The organism is Paraburkholderia sp. HP33-1, from assembly GCF_021390595.1.
Classification (GTDB): Bacteria; Pseudomonadota; Gammaproteobacteria; order Burkholderiales; family Burkholderiaceae; genus Paraburkholderia.
Window position 1 is genome coordinate 636,516 of sequence record NZ_JAJEJR010000003.1, and the last position, 16,746, is coordinate 653,261.

The 16,746-nt window shown below is 67.2% G+C and carries 14 protein-coding genes; all 14 read left to right on the forward strand.

The annotated features are described in order from the left end of the window. Positions 1-9: 9 nt before the first annotated feature. From L0U81_RS29880 to L0U81_RS29945, 14 genes are read left to right on the forward strand one after another with little or no spacing between them, the layout of a single operon-like run. On the forward strand, positions 10-750 hold the full coding sequence (locus L0U81_RS29880; RefSeq protein ID WP_233809202.1) for a hypothetical protein: 741 nt from the start codon (positions 10-12) through the stop codon (positions 748-750). Next, positions 747-1,826 (forward strand): hypothetical protein, encoded by a 1,080-nt coding sequence (locus L0U81_RS29885; protein WP_233809204.1) that lies wholly within the window; start codon positions 747-749, stop codon positions 1,824-1,826. The genes L0U81_RS29880 and L0U81_RS29885 overlap by 4 nt, the downstream gene beginning before the upstream one ends. Then, positions 1,823-3,058, forward strand: coding sequence for a DUF4255 domain-containing protein (locus L0U81_RS29890; RefSeq protein WP_233809206.1), 1,236 nt, complete (start codon positions 1,823-1,825; stop codon positions 3,056-3,058). The genes L0U81_RS29885 and L0U81_RS29890 overlap by 4 nt, the downstream gene beginning before the upstream one ends. Then, a complete protein-coding gene (locus L0U81_RS29895; protein ID WP_233809208.1) occupies positions 3,055-5,118 on the forward strand; it encodes an AAA family ATPase in 2,064 nt (687 codons plus the stop codon). Before L0U81_RS29890 ends, L0U81_RS29895 begins: the two co-directional genes overlap by 4 nt. After that, on the forward strand, positions 5,115-5,405 hold the full coding sequence (locus tag L0U81_RS29900; protein WP_233809210.1) for a hypothetical protein: 291 nt from the start codon (positions 5,115-5,117) through the stop codon (positions 5,403-5,405). The genes L0U81_RS29895 and L0U81_RS29900 overlap by 4 nt, the downstream gene beginning before the upstream one ends. Further along, positions 5,402-6,064 carry a hypothetical protein gene (locus L0U81_RS29905; protein WP_233809212.1) on the forward strand — a complete coding sequence of 221 codons (663 nt, stop codon included), beginning with the start codon at positions 5,402-5,404 and terminating at the stop codon, positions 6,062-6,064. The genes L0U81_RS29900 and L0U81_RS29905 overlap by 4 nt, the downstream gene beginning before the upstream one ends. Before the next feature lie 11 nt (positions 6,065-6,075). Then, positions 6,076-6,381 (forward strand): LysM domain-containing protein, encoded by a 306-nt coding sequence (locus L0U81_RS29910; protein WP_233809214.1) that lies wholly within the window; start codon positions 6,076-6,078, stop codon positions 6,379-6,381. A 3-nt stretch (positions 6,382-6,384) separates the two neighbouring features. Further along, a complete protein-coding gene (locus L0U81_RS29915) occupies positions 6,385-7,542 on the forward strand; it encodes a hypothetical protein (RefSeq protein ID WP_233809216.1) in 1,158 nt (385 codons plus the stop codon). Beyond that, complete coding sequence (locus L0U81_RS29920) at positions 7,539-8,066, forward strand: phage baseplate assembly protein V (protein WP_233809218.1); 528 nt, start codon at positions 7,539-7,541, stop codon at positions 8,064-8,066. The genes L0U81_RS29915 and L0U81_RS29920 overlap by 4 nt, the downstream gene beginning before the upstream one ends. 44 nt (positions 8,067-8,110) lie before the next feature. Beyond that, positions 8,111-8,434, forward strand: coding sequence for a hypothetical protein (locus tag L0U81_RS29925; RefSeq protein WP_233809220.1), 324 nt, complete (start codon positions 8,111-8,113; stop codon positions 8,432-8,434). Between the two features lie 3 nt (positions 8,435-8,437). Then, on the forward strand, positions 8,438-8,794 hold the full coding sequence (locus L0U81_RS29930) for a GPW/gp25 family protein (RefSeq protein ID WP_233809222.1): 357 nt from the start codon (positions 8,438-8,440) through the stop codon (positions 8,792-8,794). A gap of 1 nt (position 8,795) precedes the next feature. Continuing rightward, positions 8,796-11,591 (forward strand): putative baseplate assembly protein, encoded by a 2,796-nt coding sequence (locus L0U81_RS29935; RefSeq protein ID WP_233809224.1) that lies wholly within the window; start codon positions 8,796-8,798, stop codon positions 11,589-11,591. Further along, the gene (locus tag L0U81_RS29940; protein WP_233809226.1) at positions 11,588-14,557 is read left to right on the forward strand and encodes a putative baseplate assembly protein; all 2,970 of its coding nucleotides are present in this window, start codon (positions 11,588-11,590) and stop codon (positions 14,555-14,557) included. The genes L0U81_RS29935 and L0U81_RS29940 overlap by 4 nt, the downstream gene beginning before the upstream one ends. After that, positions 14,554-16,713: a hypothetical protein gene (locus tag L0U81_RS29945; RefSeq protein ID WP_233809228.1), complete on the forward strand. Its 2,160-nt coding sequence runs from the start codon at positions 14,554-14,556 to the stop codon at positions 16,711-16,713. Before L0U81_RS29940 ends, L0U81_RS29945 begins: the two co-directional genes overlap by 4 nt. Positions 16,714-16,746: the final 33 nt, after the last annotated feature.

Below are 16,746 nucleotides of genomic sequence, written 5' to 3' on the forward strand. Positions count from 1 at the left end.
GGAGCGATCATGCGGCGTCTCGATACGTTCATGCTGCTCGACGCATGGGACCGTGGCCATACGTTGCCGGCCGACGCGTGGGCGCTCTGGCTGCTCGGCGCGGCGCTGGCGCAGACGCAGGCGGGCGTGCCGGCGGAGGACGTGCGCTTCTGGCCGGTCGGCGTGCGCGATCGTGAATTGTTGCGGCTGCGCGCGGCGCAGTTCGGCGCGCGCCTCGAAGGCCTCGCCGGCTGTCCGCTGTGCGGCGCCAGCGCGGAGTTCGAGCTGACGGCCGACGCGCTGCTCGCCGCGCCGTCGACGCCGGGCATCGCGCAGTTAGAGATCGACGGTCTGCGCGTCGAATGCCGGCCGGTGAACACCGACGACCTGCTCGCGATCGACGCCACTGCCGACGTCGACAGCGTGGCCAACGCGTTGTTCGACCGCTGCGTGGTGGTCACCGGGCACGACGGCGCGACGCTGTCCGCGAGCAGCGTGCCGCCCGCCGTACGCGTCGCGGTGAACGAGCACCTCGAACGCGCGGATCCGCAGGCCGACGTACGCCTTCACATTCAGTGTCCCGCGTGCGCGCACGAATGGCAGGCGGGGTTCGACATCGTGTCGTATCTCTGGAAAGAAGTGGCCGACTGGGCGCGCCGCACGCTCGGCGACGTGCATGAACTCGCGTCGGCTTACGGGTGGAGCGAAGCCGAGATCCTGGCGCTCAGCCCGAGCCGTCGCCAGTACTACCTCGGGATGCTGACGACATGAGCGCATTCCTGCACAACCTTGCGGCACGCGCGCTCGGCACGGCCGACATCGTGAAGCCGCGGCTCGCGTCGAGGTTCGGTCCGCCGCGCGCAGAATCGTTCGATATGTTTGATGTGTTCGACACGTTTGACGCCGTGCCCGCACACCGCGTGCCGGACGAGCGCGTGCCGCCCCACTCCGAGCCGCCCGCGCTTCACGCGGAAGCTCGGACGCGTGAAGCCGAGGTGGCCCCTGCAACGGAACTGAACCGCGATACCCGTAGCGAGCGCATCGCTTCGCCTGAGTTGCGCAAGCAGACCGGTTCAGAAGTGCGTGACGAATCTGTCGCCGTGCAGGCGCGTAGCGTCACTGTGCCGACGTACGCGCGCTCCAGCGCGATGCCGACAGGTGTCGAGCCCGATGCTGAGGACGGCGTGGCGTATCGCATGGACGCACTACGTGACGGCGCTACGCTTGCGCATCCGATGCCGCCAATCAGTCAGCACTCGCAGCAACCGAACGCGTCGCAGCCGGTGTTGCCACTGGCACAGCCCACGATCACCGCCTCATCAGCGCAGCCGCCGCTCGATCCGACCCGCGACGGCGACGCGCATCGCTCGGCGGTGCACGAGAAGGCCGCGTCAAAATCGACCCGCCTGCCGCTGGTCGCGCGAGCGACGGACGAACCTGCTCGCCACGCTCAGATGTCACCCGGCCGCACGCTATCGCCTGCTGACCGCGCGCGCGACGACGAGGCCGTGCCCGTCACCGGTCAGGTCGATGCCGAACCCGAGCGCGCACTACCGCACGCGACCCATCGCGCGGCTTCGCAGCACAAGCCGCCCGTTCCTCTCGCCCGACGCTCGGCCGATACCGAGCCGCCCGCGCACGTCGCGGCGGTTTCGCGCGCGCGGCCGGACAGCGCCGGGCGGCCACAGAACGATGCAGCGCCAACAGTGCACGTCACCATCGGCCGCGTCGAAGTTCGCGCGAGCCCAGCGCCGTCGAACAGCAGGACGAAGCCGGCGCGCAACACGCGCGAGCCGTCGCCGCTCGACCGGTATCTGAAAGCGCGCGCCGAGGGGAGCGGATCGTGAGCGCGAATGCGATTGCCGCTGTCACCGCCGCGTTGCGCAATCTGCTGTCGGACGGCGTCAAGGTGGAGGCCGGCCTGGAAGACACCATCGTCACCACGTTGCCGATGGATCGTGCGCGCGATGCGAGCGGCAGCGGTAACCAGCTGAACGTGTTCCTGTATCAGACGACCCCCAATGCCGCGTGGCGCAACCTGTCGATGCCGGGTCAGGTGCAATCGCTCGAGAGCGGCTTTCCGCCGCTCGCGCTCAACCTGTACTACCTGATCACCGCGTGGGGCCGCGACAATGACGCGCAAAGTCCATTCAGCCATTTCCTGCTGGGCCGCGCGATGAGCGTGATGCACGACCATCCGCTACTCGGCAGCGACGAGATCCGGCTCGCGCTGCCGGGCAACGATGCCTACCTCCAGATGGAGCGGATCCGCTTTTCGCTACAGCCGCTTTCCGTCGAAGACATCTTCAAGCTGTGGTCCGGGTTTCAGACGCAGTATCGGCTGTCGGCATCCTACGAGGCGTCCGTCGTGCTGATCGAGAGCGCGCGCTCGGCGCGCACGCCGTTGCCGGTGCTCATGCGCGGCACCGGCGATACCGGGCCCGTCGCGCTGGCGCGGCTCGATCCGGGGCTGCCGACGCTTCAGTCGATCACGCCGCCGAACCAGCAGTCGGGCGCGCAGATCGGCGACGTCGTGACGATTGCGGGGACGCTGCTGGCCGGCGACAAGGTCGAGGTCGTGTTCGCCCATCCAGCGCTGCAAAATCCGATTCGCGTGCCGGCGGGCCAGGGCGCGACGGCCACACGCATCGACGTGCAGCTCGATACGGCGCAGTTTGCGTGGGTCGCGGGTTGGTATGCGGTGACGGTAGAGATCACGAGCACGCCGGATCAACCGAATCCGCCAGTGCACTCGACCAACGCGCTGCCGATGGCGCTCGCCCCGACGATTACCAGCCCCATGCCGCTCAAAGCGACGATCGCCAACGGCGCGGCGACCGTCAAGCTGAAATGCTCGCCGGATGTGCAGCCCGTGCAACGCGTCGCGCTGTTGCTGGGCGATCAGGAAATTGCGGGCGCGCGGTCCGCGAACGCGACAGGGAGCCTGTCGTTCCCGGTCCCGCAGGCGGTTGCCGGCACGTATCTGGTCCGCTTGCGCGTGGACGGCGTGGACAGTCTGCTGGTGGACCGCTCGGTGAAGCCGCCGGTGTTTCGCAATCAGAAGGTGGTGTTCAAATGAACGCGCCCGCGAACTGGCATGAAGCCAATGCGGAGTGGTTGTCCGCCGCGTTGGCATGGCTGCGCGTGCGGTTGAGCGTGCTTGCGCAGGCCGTGAGCGAACCGCAGTCCGCCTGCAATGGTGGCGGCGCTGGCGGCGTCCCGGTGCCGGGACGTGACGCCAACGCCAACGCCGCGCTACGCGAGGCCGAAGCGCGGCTCGCCGCGTGCGAAGTCGACGACGTCACGCGCGTGCCTTCACTGCTGACGCTGAGCCGGCATGTCGGGCTCTCGCCGTTCGAACAGAACGTGCTGCTGCTGTGTGCCGCGATGGAACTGGACACCCGCATCGCTGAGCTGTGCGCGTTGGCCCAGGGTTCGGCGCGGCGCCCCTATCCGACCTTTGCGCTCGCGATGTCGCTGTTCGACGATGCCACGTGGGATCTGATGTCGCCGGAGCGCCCGTTGCGCTATTGGCAACTGGTCGTCGCGGCGGACTCGAGCGAGCCGTTCACCATGCGGGCACTGTCGGTCGATGAGCGCATCGTGTCCTTCATCAAGGGGCTCAACTTTCTCGACGAAAGACTGGCCAGGTTCGTCGCGCCGGTGCCGCCCGCGGTCGACTGGACCGATGTGCAGCCGTCGCAGGACGCCGCGCTCGCGCGGGTCATCGATGCGTTGGAGTACGCGGTTCACGACGGCGCGCTGCCGGTCGTCCAGCTGCTCGGCGCGCCGGGCGCGGACAAGCTCGCGCTGGCGCGCCGGGTCGCGGAGCAGTTCGATTGCCGCTTGTACCGGCTGGCGGCGGAGACGCTGCCCGAGCAGGCTGCGGAACTCGAGTTGCTGGCGCGGCTGTGGTATCGCGAGGCCATGTTGTGGCCCGTGGCGCTGTACATGGAATTGCCGGATCGCGGGGGCGACGACGACGCGAAGATTCACGCCATCCTGCGACGCTTCCTGTCCCGTTGCGACGGGCCATGCTTCATCGACACGCGCGAGCGGCTGGCGTCGGTGGGCCGGCCTTCTTTCGACATCGAGGTAGCGAAGCCGACGCCCGCCGAGCAGCGCAACCTCTGGTGCGCGGCGTTACCTGGCCGTGCCGCGCAACTGGGCGGCACGCTCGCCGCGCAGTTCGATCTGAAAGCCGAGCAGATCGGCCGCATCGCGGCACAAACCCTGGCGCGTGCTGCGCACGCCGACGACCAGCAACTGGGCGAGCAACTCTGGCAGGCCTGCGGCGAAAGTGCGCGGCCCGCGTTGAACCGTCTCGCGCTGCGTCTCGATGCGCGCGCGCAGTGGGACGACCTCGTGCTGCCGTGCGAGCAACTCGACCTGCTGCGGCAGATCAGCGCCCAGGTGCGGCAGCGAACCGTCGTGTACGAGGACTGGGGCTTTGCCCGCAAAATGAATCGCGGGTTGGGCATCAGCGCATTGTTCAGCGGCGATAGCGGCACGGGCAAAACCATGGCCGCCGAGGTGATTGCCAACGATCTGCGCCTGAGCCTCTATCGAATCGATCTCTCGTCGGTGGTCAGCAAGTACATCGGCGAGACCGAGGCGAATCTGCGGCGTCTGTTCGACGCCGCGGAAGACGGCGGCGCGATCCTGCTGTTCGACGAGTGCGACGCGCTGTTCGGCAAACGCAGCGAGGTGAAGGATAGCCACGACCGCTACGCGAACATCGAAATCAACTATCTGCTGCAGCGGCTCGAGAGCTATCGCGGCCTCGCGATTCTCGCGACCAACATGCGCGCGGCGCTCGATACCGCCTTCATGCGGCGCTTGCGCTTCGTGGTTCATTTTCCGTTTCCCGGCATCGCGGAGCGCAAAGCGATCTGGCAAAAAGCGTTTCCCGCCGAAACACCGTGCCGGCTGCTGGATTTCGAACGGCTCGCATGGCTCACGCTGTCGGGCGGCAACATCCACAGCGCGGCGCTGAGCGCGGCGTTTCTCGCGGCGCAGGCTAACGAGCCTGTGACGATGAAAGCAATCATGGCCGCGGTGCGGGCCGAGTTGACGAAACTCGGCCGGCCCGTCAACGAAAGCGAATTGCGCGTAGCCGGCAGCCTGGGAGCCACATGATGCGGATCGTCTTGCATATCGAACGTCTGGTGCTCGAAGACCTAGGTCTCAGTGCGCGCGGCAACGCGGTGATCGCGGCTGCGTTGCAGGCGGAACTCGGGCGGCTGCTCGCGGCCGAGGGGCTCGCGGCGCACTGGCGTGGCGGCCGCGCGCTGCCGTATCTGCGCGGCGCGGCGCTGACGTTGCCGCCTCCCGAAGCCGGCGGGCGCGGGGTGTACGACGCGCATGCATTGGGCGCGCGGATCGCGGCGTCGGTGCATGGCTGCATTGGAGGAGGCGCGCGATGACCACGTATCCCATCGGCCCGCGGCTGCTAAGAGGCGCGATCGTCGGCATCGATCTGTTCAATCCGCTCGCGAGCGTCATCATGTTCCAGTACAACCCCGAGACCTTGACGCGCACGCTGCAGGCGCAGGGGATGGGCGGCGAGCAGGGCGACCGCGATGAAGCGATGCGTCTGAAGGGCGCGCCGATCGAGACGATCAAGGTGGACATCGAGATCGACGCGACCGATCAGCTGGAGAACGGCGACAGCAACGCGCTCGCAATGGGCATCTATCCGCAGCTCTCGCAGCTCGAAATGCTGATCTATCCGAAAAGCGCGCAGGTGATCGCCAACACCATTCTGCTCGCGGCGGGCACGATCGAAATCATTCCGCCGATGGCGCCGTTCACGCTGTTCATCTGGGGCATCAAACGCGTGCTGCCGGTGCGCCTGACCGATTTCAGCATCAGCGAGGAAGCCCACGACGAACATCTGAATCCGCTGCGAGCCAAGGCGTCGCTCGGTCTGCGCGTGCTGAGCTACAACGATCTGTCGATCGTCAATCCCGGCTATCACCTGTTTCTCGCGCATCAGATCGTCAAGGAGACGATGGCGACGATTGCCAGTGTGAACAATATCGGCGCGGTGCTCGGCGGCAATACGAGCATCTCTCTCACCTGACGGAGCGCACCGTGTTCGACTACACCAGTCGCTACTATTCGCTCGATACGGCGGTCTATACGACGACCGGCGGGCGCCAGATCCCCTATGTGAGGCGGCGTTTCCTGCCGCAGCCGGACGGCCTCACGCTGCTGGCCCAGGTTGGCGTTACGCAGGGCGACCGCCTCGATCTGATCGCCGCGCGCACGCTTGGCGTGCCGACGCAGTACTGGCAGATCTGCGATGCCAATAGCGCGATGAATCCGTTCGATCTGACCGGCGATGCCGCCGTCGGCACGCTGGTGCGCGTGCCGATGCCGCAAACGCCGCAGGGGTGAGCGATGGACGTCATGTCGAGCGCGGCAAGTCTGCTGGGCACGCGGCTCACGCTGTGGCTCGGTCCGACGATCGCGGTGCCGGCGCCCGCGCTGATCGTGGAGGCGCTCTCGCATGTGGAGGTCACGTTGAGCGATGGCCCGCGCGACGGTTTCCAGCTGGTCTTCACGGTCGGCCGTACGGGCGTGCTGGCGCTCGACTACGCACTACTCAGCAACCCGTTGCTCAGGCCGTCGACCCGGGTCGTCGTGCAGGTGTGGCTTGGCGTGTTTCCGCAGGTGCTGATCGACGGCTTCATCATGGACACGCATCTCGAACCAAGCGAGCAGCCAGGCGCGTCCACGCTCACCGTGATCGGCGAGGACGTGCGCGTGATGATGGACATACGGCAGACGGCGCTGAACTACCCCGGCGAAAGCGTGGCCTCGATCGTCGAGCAGACGCTGCTGACCTACTCGATGTATCTCGGCACGCAGCCGATCATCATCCCCGTTGACCCGAGCATTGCCCCGCCGACCGAACAGATCCCGACCAAGAGCGACACCGACCTGAGCTATCTGCTGCAGCTTGCGCACGACTATGGCTGCGTGTTCTACGTGGAGCCGACCGCGGCGCCGATGGTGAACCTGGCGTACTGGGGGCCGCTGAATCTGACGCCCCCGCCGCAGACGGTGCTGTCGGTGAACATGGGGCCCGAGACCAACGCGAAGATCAACTTTCGCTACGACTCGCGCAAACCGGCGCTCGTCGTCGGCGCGGTGATCGACGAAACAACCGGGGTGCCGATTCCGCTCGCGACGCTCGCTCCGACGCTGCCGCCGCTCGCCGCGCTCCCGCCGCTCGCATTGCAGCCGCAGACCCTGCGCATGGTGGCGGCCGAGGACGTCGGTGGCCTCTCTTTCCCGCAAGCGCTCTTGCGTGCGCAGGCGCAGACCAATAACGCGAGCCACGCCGTGCTGGCGACAGGCGAACTCGACATGCTGCGTTATGGAACGATCCTGCGGCCGCGGCGTCTCGTCAGCGTGCGCGGCGCGGGGTACATGCACGACGGCTTCTACTACGTGAAGAGCGTCACGCACAGCATCGGCAAGGGCGAATACAGGCAGAGCTTCACGCTGACCCGCGAGGGGCTCGGTTCTTTGACACCGGTGGTGCCGACATGAACGATGAGAACCGCTATTACGGCAAGTATCGAGGCGTCGTCATCAATTCGACGACACCCGAAACCAATGGACGCCTCACCGCGACAATCACCGTCGGCGGCACGCCGGTGATGGTGGTTGCCGAGGTGTGCACGCCGTTCGCCGGGACGAACATGGGTTTTTTCGGCATGCCTCCTCCCGGTGCCGGTGTATGGATCGAATTCGAAGAGGGCAATCTCAACAAGCCGATCTGGACCGGGTGCTGGTGGATGGACGGACAACTCGCGCTGTCGCTCGGCAAGCAGATCGACCTGACCCAATTGCCGCTCGCGATGCAGTCGGCGGCCGGCAACCGGCTCGTCATCAATACGCTCGGCGACAAGTTGATCACGCTCGAAACCGCGCTCGCCGACCTGGGCCCGCGGATCGTGCTGGCGGCCGACGGTATCACCTTGTCGTTCGGGCCTGCGGTGTCGATCGAACTGTCGGTCTCGGGCGTGAAGATTTGCGGCGAGGCGTTGACGGTTTCGCCGGTGCCGGTATGAGGCGAGGCGGCCTCACTGCCCCGCGAAGCGAAAGGAGACCTGCGATGCCCGGCTACCTGATGCACGAAGGCGTGATCGTGACCTGTGCGCATCTCGGTCCGGCAACGCCCACCCAGGCGAGCGCCAGAGTCATGGTCAGCGGCCAGGCCGTGATCACGCAAATCTCGACCTATGGCGTGACTGGCTGCCAACTGCCGATCGTCACGACAGGCGCGCCACCCTGCGTGACGGGGAGCTGGATTGCCGCCGCGCGCCAGGTTTTTGCGGACGGCGCGCCGGTGGTGTTGACCGATAGCCAGTCGAGCTGCCAGCCGAACCAGACGCCGTTGATCCTTGGCGTCACGCAACTCTTCGTTAAGGGGAGTTAGGCGATGAACATCGCGTATCCGTTTCGCTATGACCCGCTCGGGCGCACCGCGCAGGCGCCGGACGCGGACCATGTGCGCGACCTCATCGAACAGATGCTGTTCACCAATCCCGGCGAGCGGGTCAATCTGCCGGATCTCGGCTCGGGCCTGCAGCAGATGGTGTTCGCGCCGAACAGCGCCGAACTCGCGGCGGCGCTGCAGTTCACGGTGCAGGCGTCGCTGCAGCGTTGGCTGGGCGATCTGATCGACATTCGCTCGCTTGCCGTGACCGCCAGCGACGCCACGCTGACCGTGAACGTGCAGTACCTGATGCGCGGTACGACGCAGACCACCAACGCGCAGTTCGTGAGGGCGATCTGACATGGCAATGATCAAGCCTGTCGTCGAGGACGATCATCAGCGACGCGTGGATGCGCGCCACCGGGGGTTGAACGGGATCGACTACATCGAGGTCGGTGACAATCCGCGCAAACTGCGGGTGATGTTCTTTCTCGACGCCCCAGACGCGCTCGAGGCTTCGCACTGCACGATAGAGGGCGGTGCGCGAGTGCGCGGCATTCGTGTGCTGAGCGTGCGCGAGTCCGACGGCGATCACGCACCGGGCCCGCAATGCGCGATCCTGACGCTGGACCGGCCCGGCGACTATTCGGTCTACACGCTCGTGATCAAGGGCGTACCCGGCTTCGACCCGCACTACCTTCGCTGCGCGTTCAGTTTCTGGGTCGGCACGCCGAAGGAACTCGACTGCGTGAGCGCGCCCGTCAGCCTGATCGCGGCGCGCGCGGAGCCGGAGATCGACTATCTGTCGAAAGACTATGCGAGCTTCCGGCAACTGATCCTCAACCGGCTGGCGTTGATCATGCCGGAGTGGACCGAGACCCACGAACCGGACGAGGGCATCGCGCTGGTCGAAATACTCGCGTACGTCGGCGACTATCTGAGCTACTACCAGGATGCGGTCGCGACCGAGGCGTATCTCGGCACCGCACGCCGGCGCCTGTCGGTGCGCCGCCATGCGCGCCTGCTCGACTATGTGATGCACGAAGGCTGCAACGCGCGCACGTGGATCTGCATCGACAGCAGCGCGGATCTGCCGCCGTTGGCCGCCGCGGATTGCCGCTTCGTGACCGACTGTCACTCGCTGTTGCCGGACCCGTCGCCGGTTCTGAGTCCGACGGCGCTCGCGAACGTGCCCGACGATATCTATCAGGCGTTCGCACCAATCGACGGCGCGCCGCTCGCGGTGTACGCGGCGCATAGCCAGATCAGCTTTTATGCGTGGGGCGCGAGTCAATATGTGTTGCCCCCCGGTGCGACGGCAGCGACGCTGGTCGATGGATGGCAGGACGGTGACGCGGCGAAACCACGGGCCGCCGATCCGGCCAGCAAGCCGGGCGAGCTTGAGGGCACAGCGGCGTCCGATGCGAGCGGCAAACCGCCGCAACGCTTGCGCAAGCTCGCGCATCTGAAGCCGGGCGCCTTCCTGTTCATCGAGGAGGTCTGCAGTCCGATCACCGGGCTCGAGGAGGACGCCGATCCAGCGCATCGCCAGGTGGTACGTCTGACGCATGTGAACCCGGCGATCGATCCGGTCTACGAGCAGCCGATTGTGAACGTCGAATGGGAAGCGGCCGACGCGCTGACGTTCGCGCTCGTGATCGCGGCGATCGGGCCCGCCCCCGAGTGCCGATACCTGGGACCGCGGCGCCGCTACGAGGCGCCGCGAGACATCATGGTGGCCCGCGCGAACGTGTGGTTGATCGACCACGGCGCCTATGTCGAGGAAGACATCGAAGATCAGGTGCCGGCCACGATCGTCCTGCAGGGCTGTGAAGACGTCGGCGAGCCCGCCCAGGCGGACGTCGTGCCGGGCCAGTTCGGCCCCGCGCTGCAGCGCGCAGGACTGACGTTTCGTGCGTCGCCGCGCGCATCGGGGCCAGCGTCGGCACAGTTGCAGCAGGACCCGCGCGCCGCGGCGCCGCAAGTCGTCGTGACGTCGATACCGGGACAGCCCGACGGCTCCAGTCCCTTGTTTTCGTTCGACGACCTCGCGGCGCCGCAAGCGCTGTTGTTGCGCCTGAAAAATCGCGATCCGGCGACGAGCGCGCTATTCGACCGCCTGTCCCACGCGACGCGCGCGGCGATCCGCAAATACGACGGCGCCACGCCGCCGCCGGCCGCGCTCGTGCAGATGTTGCAGACCCAGCTCGCCGTGCTCGTCATGCCGTGGTCGGCGCAGCCCGACCTGCTTTCGAGCGGACCGGACGATTGCGACTACGTGGTCGATATCGACGACGACGGCGGCGCGAGCCTGCGGTTTGGCGATGGCCTGAACGGCATGCAGCCCGCGGCCGGCACCGCGTTCCGGATTGCGTACCGGGTCGGCTCAGGTGTTCAAGGCAACGTCGGCGCCGGCACGATCATCCATCTGCAGTGCCGCTCGCCCGCTTCCCTGCCGACGATCCGGCGCGTGTGGAATCCGTTCGCCGCGGTGGGCGGGACCGCGCCGCAGACACTCGACGATGTCCGCGTCAACGCGCCGACGGCGTTTCTCGACACGCTCGAGCGCGCCGTCACCGCCGACGACTACGCAAGCCTCGCGACACGCGTTGCCGCGGTGCGGCGCGCCGCGGCGACCCTGCTCTGGACGGGGAGCGGCTACGCCGCGCGGGTGGCGATCGCGCCCTACGGCAGCGAGCAGGTCGCGCCGGCCTTGCTCGATGAGGTCGGCCGTTTTCTCGAACGCTACCGGCGGATCGGACACGTGCTTGAGGTATGCGCCGCGACGTATGTCTCGCTCGACATCGAACTGGACGTGCATATCGCGCGGGACTATCTGCGCGGCCATGTCGAAGCGGCGCTGCTCGACGCGTTCGGCACCGGCCCCGCGCGCCGCGCCGCCGAAGGGCTGTTCGCGCCGGATAACCTCAACTTCGGCGAGGACATCTATCTGAGCCGGATCGTCGCCGCCGCGCAGGCAGTCGAGGGCGTCGTGCGGGCGGTCGTCACGCGCTTCGAGCGGATGTTCGTGCCGTCGCACGATGCGCTCACGAACGGCGTGCTGCCGCTCGCCGTGCAGGAGATCGCGCGGCTCGACAATGACCCGAACTATCCCGAGCATGGCCGGATCCGGTTCCGGATGAGAGGCGGTCGATGAACTCTTCCTGCGGTTGCTCCGCGTATCCGTTCGATACCGCCGACACGCTTGTCACGATTACGAATCGCCCGGGACTGAGCGCGATCTCGTATCGGATCGGCACCTGGTCGACCTTCATGGAGGTGATGAAAGGGCGGCTCGGCTATTACTACAGCCAGCTGCCGACGCTGCCGGACGGTCCGGTCGGCGTTCCGTCCGCGCCGCCGATGACGCGCGAGCCCAGTGATCCGGCCATCGCATTGCTCGACGCATGGGCGATGGTGGCCGATGTCCTGACGTTCTACCAGGAGCGCATCGCCAACGAAGGCTACCTGCGCACCGCTACCGAACAGCGTTCGCTGCAGGAGCTGGCGCGGCTGGTCGGCTATGCGCCACGGCCGGGCGTGGCGGCGTCGGTGACGGTCGCGTATTCGGTCCAGGATCTCGGCTCCGACGGCGATGTCTCAGTGCCGGCCGGCAGCAGCCTGATGTCGATGCCGACGGCGGGCGAAGTGCCGCGCGTGTTCGAAACCAGCACGCCGCTGGTCACGCGCGCCAGCCGGACCTCGCTTGCGCTGCGCACGACGCGGGCCCAGCAGGTGACGCAGGACGCCCCGGCCGTTTATATCAACGGCACTTCGACGCGGCTCAAGGCGAACGACCCGCTGCTGATCGTGAGCGGTTCGTCGCAGACGTTCAGGCGCATCGGCTCGATCGATGTCGACGTGCCCAACAAGCGGATCACGCTTGCGTTGCAACCCGTCGCCGCGGCGCAGTCTTCGAGTGCCGCTTCGTCCACTCCCCCGGCCACCGCGCCCGTCACTGCCAGCACGCTCGCCGCGGTGCTCACGCAGTCGTTTTCGAAGGCGCTGACGCGCCCGCCGGCGCTGCATCCGGTCAGCGCGGCGGCGCTGCCGCAAAGTCTGTCCCAGACGATGCAGCCGGACACGGACACGACCCGGCAAATGCTCGTGAAGTTTTCGCCGGCGCTGCAGGGCTCGCTCGACACGGCGCTGCGCAACACCACGATCGCACCCGCGCCCGACGTGCAGGTCTACGCGTTCAATGTGCAAGCTGCGCCGTTCGGCAGCAGCGCGCCGAAGCACGCCGTGATCAGGCGCGGGGACAACGCCCGCACGGATACCGTCACGCAGATCGAATGGGAGTTCCAGGTCTTGCCGGCCGTCATCACCGATCAATCGTCGCCAGACAATGCGAGTGACCAGCAGCCGGCCTGGGAATCGCCCGACGTGATTTATCTGGACGCCGCCTACGACAAGATCGTCCCGGGCAGTTGGATGGTGGTCTGCGGCGTGGACGACAACAGCGAACCGAAGGCGCCGGTGATCAGTCAGGTCAAGGAAGTGCACAGCGAGTCCCGGGCCGACTACGGCATTTCGGCGAAGACGTCGCGCATCCGGCTCGCCAGCCCGCCGTGGTTCGACGTGAAGGATCCGTCGTTCAAGACGGTGATTCGTGGCAGCGTGGTTTACGCGCAGAGCGAGGCGCTCGACCTGGCCGACGAGCCGGTGACGACACCGGTCTCCGGTTCGAGCATCGAACTGGCCGATCTGCACGAGGACATGACACCGGGCCAATGGCTCGTGGTGTCGGGTGAGCGGACCGACGTTCCCGAAACCACCGGCGTGACCGGCACGGAACTCGTCATGCTCGGGAGTGCGAAGCACTCGGTGGAGACCGTCGGCGATGCCAACGGCACCAGCCAGGGCGGCGCCACGCAAGCCGCCAGCGATGCGTCGCCCGCCTTGCTGCCGGGCGGACGCATGCGCACCACGCTGACCCTCGCGGCACCGCTCGCGTACACGTATCGGCGCGACAGTCTGAGCGTATCGGGCAACGTGACCACCGCGACCCACGGCGAAACGCACACCGAAATACTCGGCAGTGGCGACGGCCGCGCGGCGCAGCGCAGCTTCGTGTTGCGGCGCTCGCCGCTCACGCACGTGGCCGCGCCAACGCCATCCGGCATCGCGAGCACCTTGCAGGTCAGCGTGAACGGCGTGGGCTGGCAAGAGGTCAAGAGCTTCCGCAGCGCCGGTCCGAACGATCATGTGTTCGTGACCGACACACTCGCCGACGGCACCACCCGGGTGACCTTCGGCAATGGCACCCAGGGCGCGAATCTGCCGTCGGGCATCGAGAACGTGCGGGCTACCTACCGGACCGGCATCGGCGCGGACGCCAACGCGGATGCGGGGCAGCTCAGCCAGCTCGTCACCCGGCCGCTCGGCGTGATGAGCGTGGTCAATCCGATCGCTGCGAGCGGCGGCGCCGACCCGGATAGCGCCGACGATATCCGGCACAACATGGCGCTCGGCCTGGCGTCGCTCGACCGCTTGGTATCAGTCGCCGATTTCGCGGACTTCAGCCGCAACTTTGCCGGCGTCGCGAAGGCGAGCGCCTGTCGTCTGGCGGTGGGCGGGTCGTGGCTCGTGCATGTGACGGTCGCGGCCGCTGGCGATGCGCCGCTGGTTGCCGGCGAGGGGCTGCTGGTGAATCTGCGTAGCGCGCTCGCGCAGTTCGGCGATCCGCACCTGCCGGTGCGAGTGGCGGCGCGCGATGTCCTGCTGCTCGTGATCAGCGCGCGCGTGCGGGTTACGCAAGGCAGCCAGTGGACCGACGTCGAACCGCTGGTCCGGGCCGCGTTGCTCGATACCTTCAGCTTCGAGCGGCGCGAGCTTGGCCAGTCCGCCGCGTTGAGCGAAGTACTGGCGGCGATCCAGAGCGTCGCGGGCGTCGACTATGCGGACGTCGGCGTATTCGACCGTGTCTCGCCGGACACGCTGTTCGCCGACCTCGAACGCATCGCCGGCGCGCCGTCCGCGGTGCCGCGGCAACTGATCGAGGCGCGCCTCGCGCAACGCCGCCGCGGCAGCGACGGCTCGAGTTCCGTGCGGGCCGCGCAAATCGCCTATCTGAGCGCGGACGTGCCGGGTACGCTGACCTTGACGGAGATTGCCGCATGAGCGCCGCTTTCGACGACCGCCTGTACAACCTGCTGCCGAGCATCTACCGGCAGCGCGACAGCGAAGTGGGTGAGCCGCTGCGCGCGCTGCTCGCCGTGATCGCGGAGCAGGTGAACGCATTCGAGCAGGACATCACGGATCTGTACGACAACTGGTTCATCGAGACCTGTGCCGATTGGGTCGTGCCGTATATCGGCGAGCTGATCGGCTACCGCACGCTGCACGATGCCGGCGCGCCGCTCGCGCAGTCGGCCGCGCGCGCTGCCGCTCGCACGCGGATATTGTTCCCGCGGCGCGACGTCGCCAATACGCTGCGTTATCGGCGCCGCAAAGGCACGCTGTCGCTGCTCGACGATCTCGCGACGACCGTATCGGGCTGGCCCGCTCACGCGGTCGAATTCGCCCGACTCATCGCGTCGACCCAGTCACTCAAGCATCTGCGGCCGGGGTGCGGCGGCACGGCCGATGTGCGGCACGCGCACACGATGGAACGGGTCGATTCGGTCTCCGACATCACCGCGCATCTGACCGACCTGCGCCGCCCGCAATCGCGCTACCGCACAGGGCGCTACAGCATCGCCGCGGTGGGGCTGTTCGTCTGGCGGCTGCGCTCGTATCCGATCACGCGCAGCAAGGCGTATTGCGTCGAAGAGGTCGCCCCCGAATGCTTTACGTTCAGCGTGCTCGGCAACAACTGCCCGCTGTTCGACGCCTCGGCCGAAGCGGGTTCCGCGCACGCGGATGCCGCTCGCGCCCGGCCCGTGATGTTGCGGCGCTCGGACGTTGCGCTCGCCGACGGGCACGTCGACCCTCGCTACTACGGGGCCGGGCGCAGCTTTGCGCTATGGACGGACAGCGACGCTAACGCGCCGATTGCAGTGGAGAAGCTCATCGTCGCCGACCTGTCGGAGTGGGGCGTCGAACCACGCAGCGGCACCATCGCGATCGATCCGCAGACCGGACGCGTTGCCTTTGCGCGCGGCGAGGCGCCCGAGCATGGCCTCGTGGTCTCCTACCACTACGGGTTTGCGGCGGACATCGGCGGTGGCGCTTACACGCGCCCGATGCCCTCGTGGGTACCGCCGCTCCAGGCGGCGGCGAGCGCACCCGTGGCCGTCGCTCGTTACAGCGTGGGCAGCGAAGGGGACTTCCGCTCGTTGCAGGAAGCGTTGCATGCGTGGCACAAAGACAAGCCCGCGTACGCGATCATCGAACTGACTGCCGACGAGGTCTACACCGATGCCGTGAGGATCGTGCTGGAAAACGCGCAAAGTCTCGAGATCCGCGCGGCGGCGCGGGTTCGTCCGGTGATCCGCCTGCTTGATCTACAGGCGAACCGTCCGGACTATATGGCGATTTCAGGCGAGGCGAAATGCCGTCTCGTGCTGGACGGTTTGCTAGTAACGGGGCGTGGACTGCAGGTCAAGGGTGAACTCTCGCAGCTGACGATCCGGCATTGCACGCTGGTGCCCGGCTGGGACATTGAACGCCAGGCCGGTTCCGGCGATGCACCGAACTCGCCGAGTCTGTCGCTCGTCAAGACGCGGGCGCGGGTCAGCATCGAGCATTCCATTCTCGGGCCGCTCGTCGTCACCGCCGACGATCCGGAGCAGGAGCCGCTGCAGGTGTCGATTGCCGACAGCATCGTCGATGCAAGGGTCGCGCGCCATGCCGCACTCGGCGGATCGGATGACGGTTTTGCGAGCGCGGTGCTGACGATCGCGCGCTGCACGGTGTTCGGCATCGTGCGGGTCAACGGGGTCAGTCTGGCGGAAAACTGCATCTTCAACGACGGCATCGAAGTCGAGCGAATTCATCAGGGCTGCGTACGGTTCTGCTATGTGTCCGCGCGGGCTCGCACGCCGCGCCGCTACGAATGCCAGCCGGACACCGCAATGGCGAAAGTGCGCGGCGACGCACGCGAGAGCGCGCAACGCCGGCTGATTCCGATGTTCAACAGCACGCGCTATGGGTCCCCCACCTATTGCCAGCTTGCACAGGATTGCGCGCCGGAAATTGCGCAGGGCGCCGACGACGAATCGGAGATGGGCGTGTTTCACGACCTGTACCAGCCGCAGCGCATGTCGAATCTGCTCGCGCGGCTCGACGAATTCGTGCCGGCCGGCGCGGACGCCGGTGTCATCCTTGCGATCTAGCCGAAGCGTGCCGGACGCGCCACACACGAACGG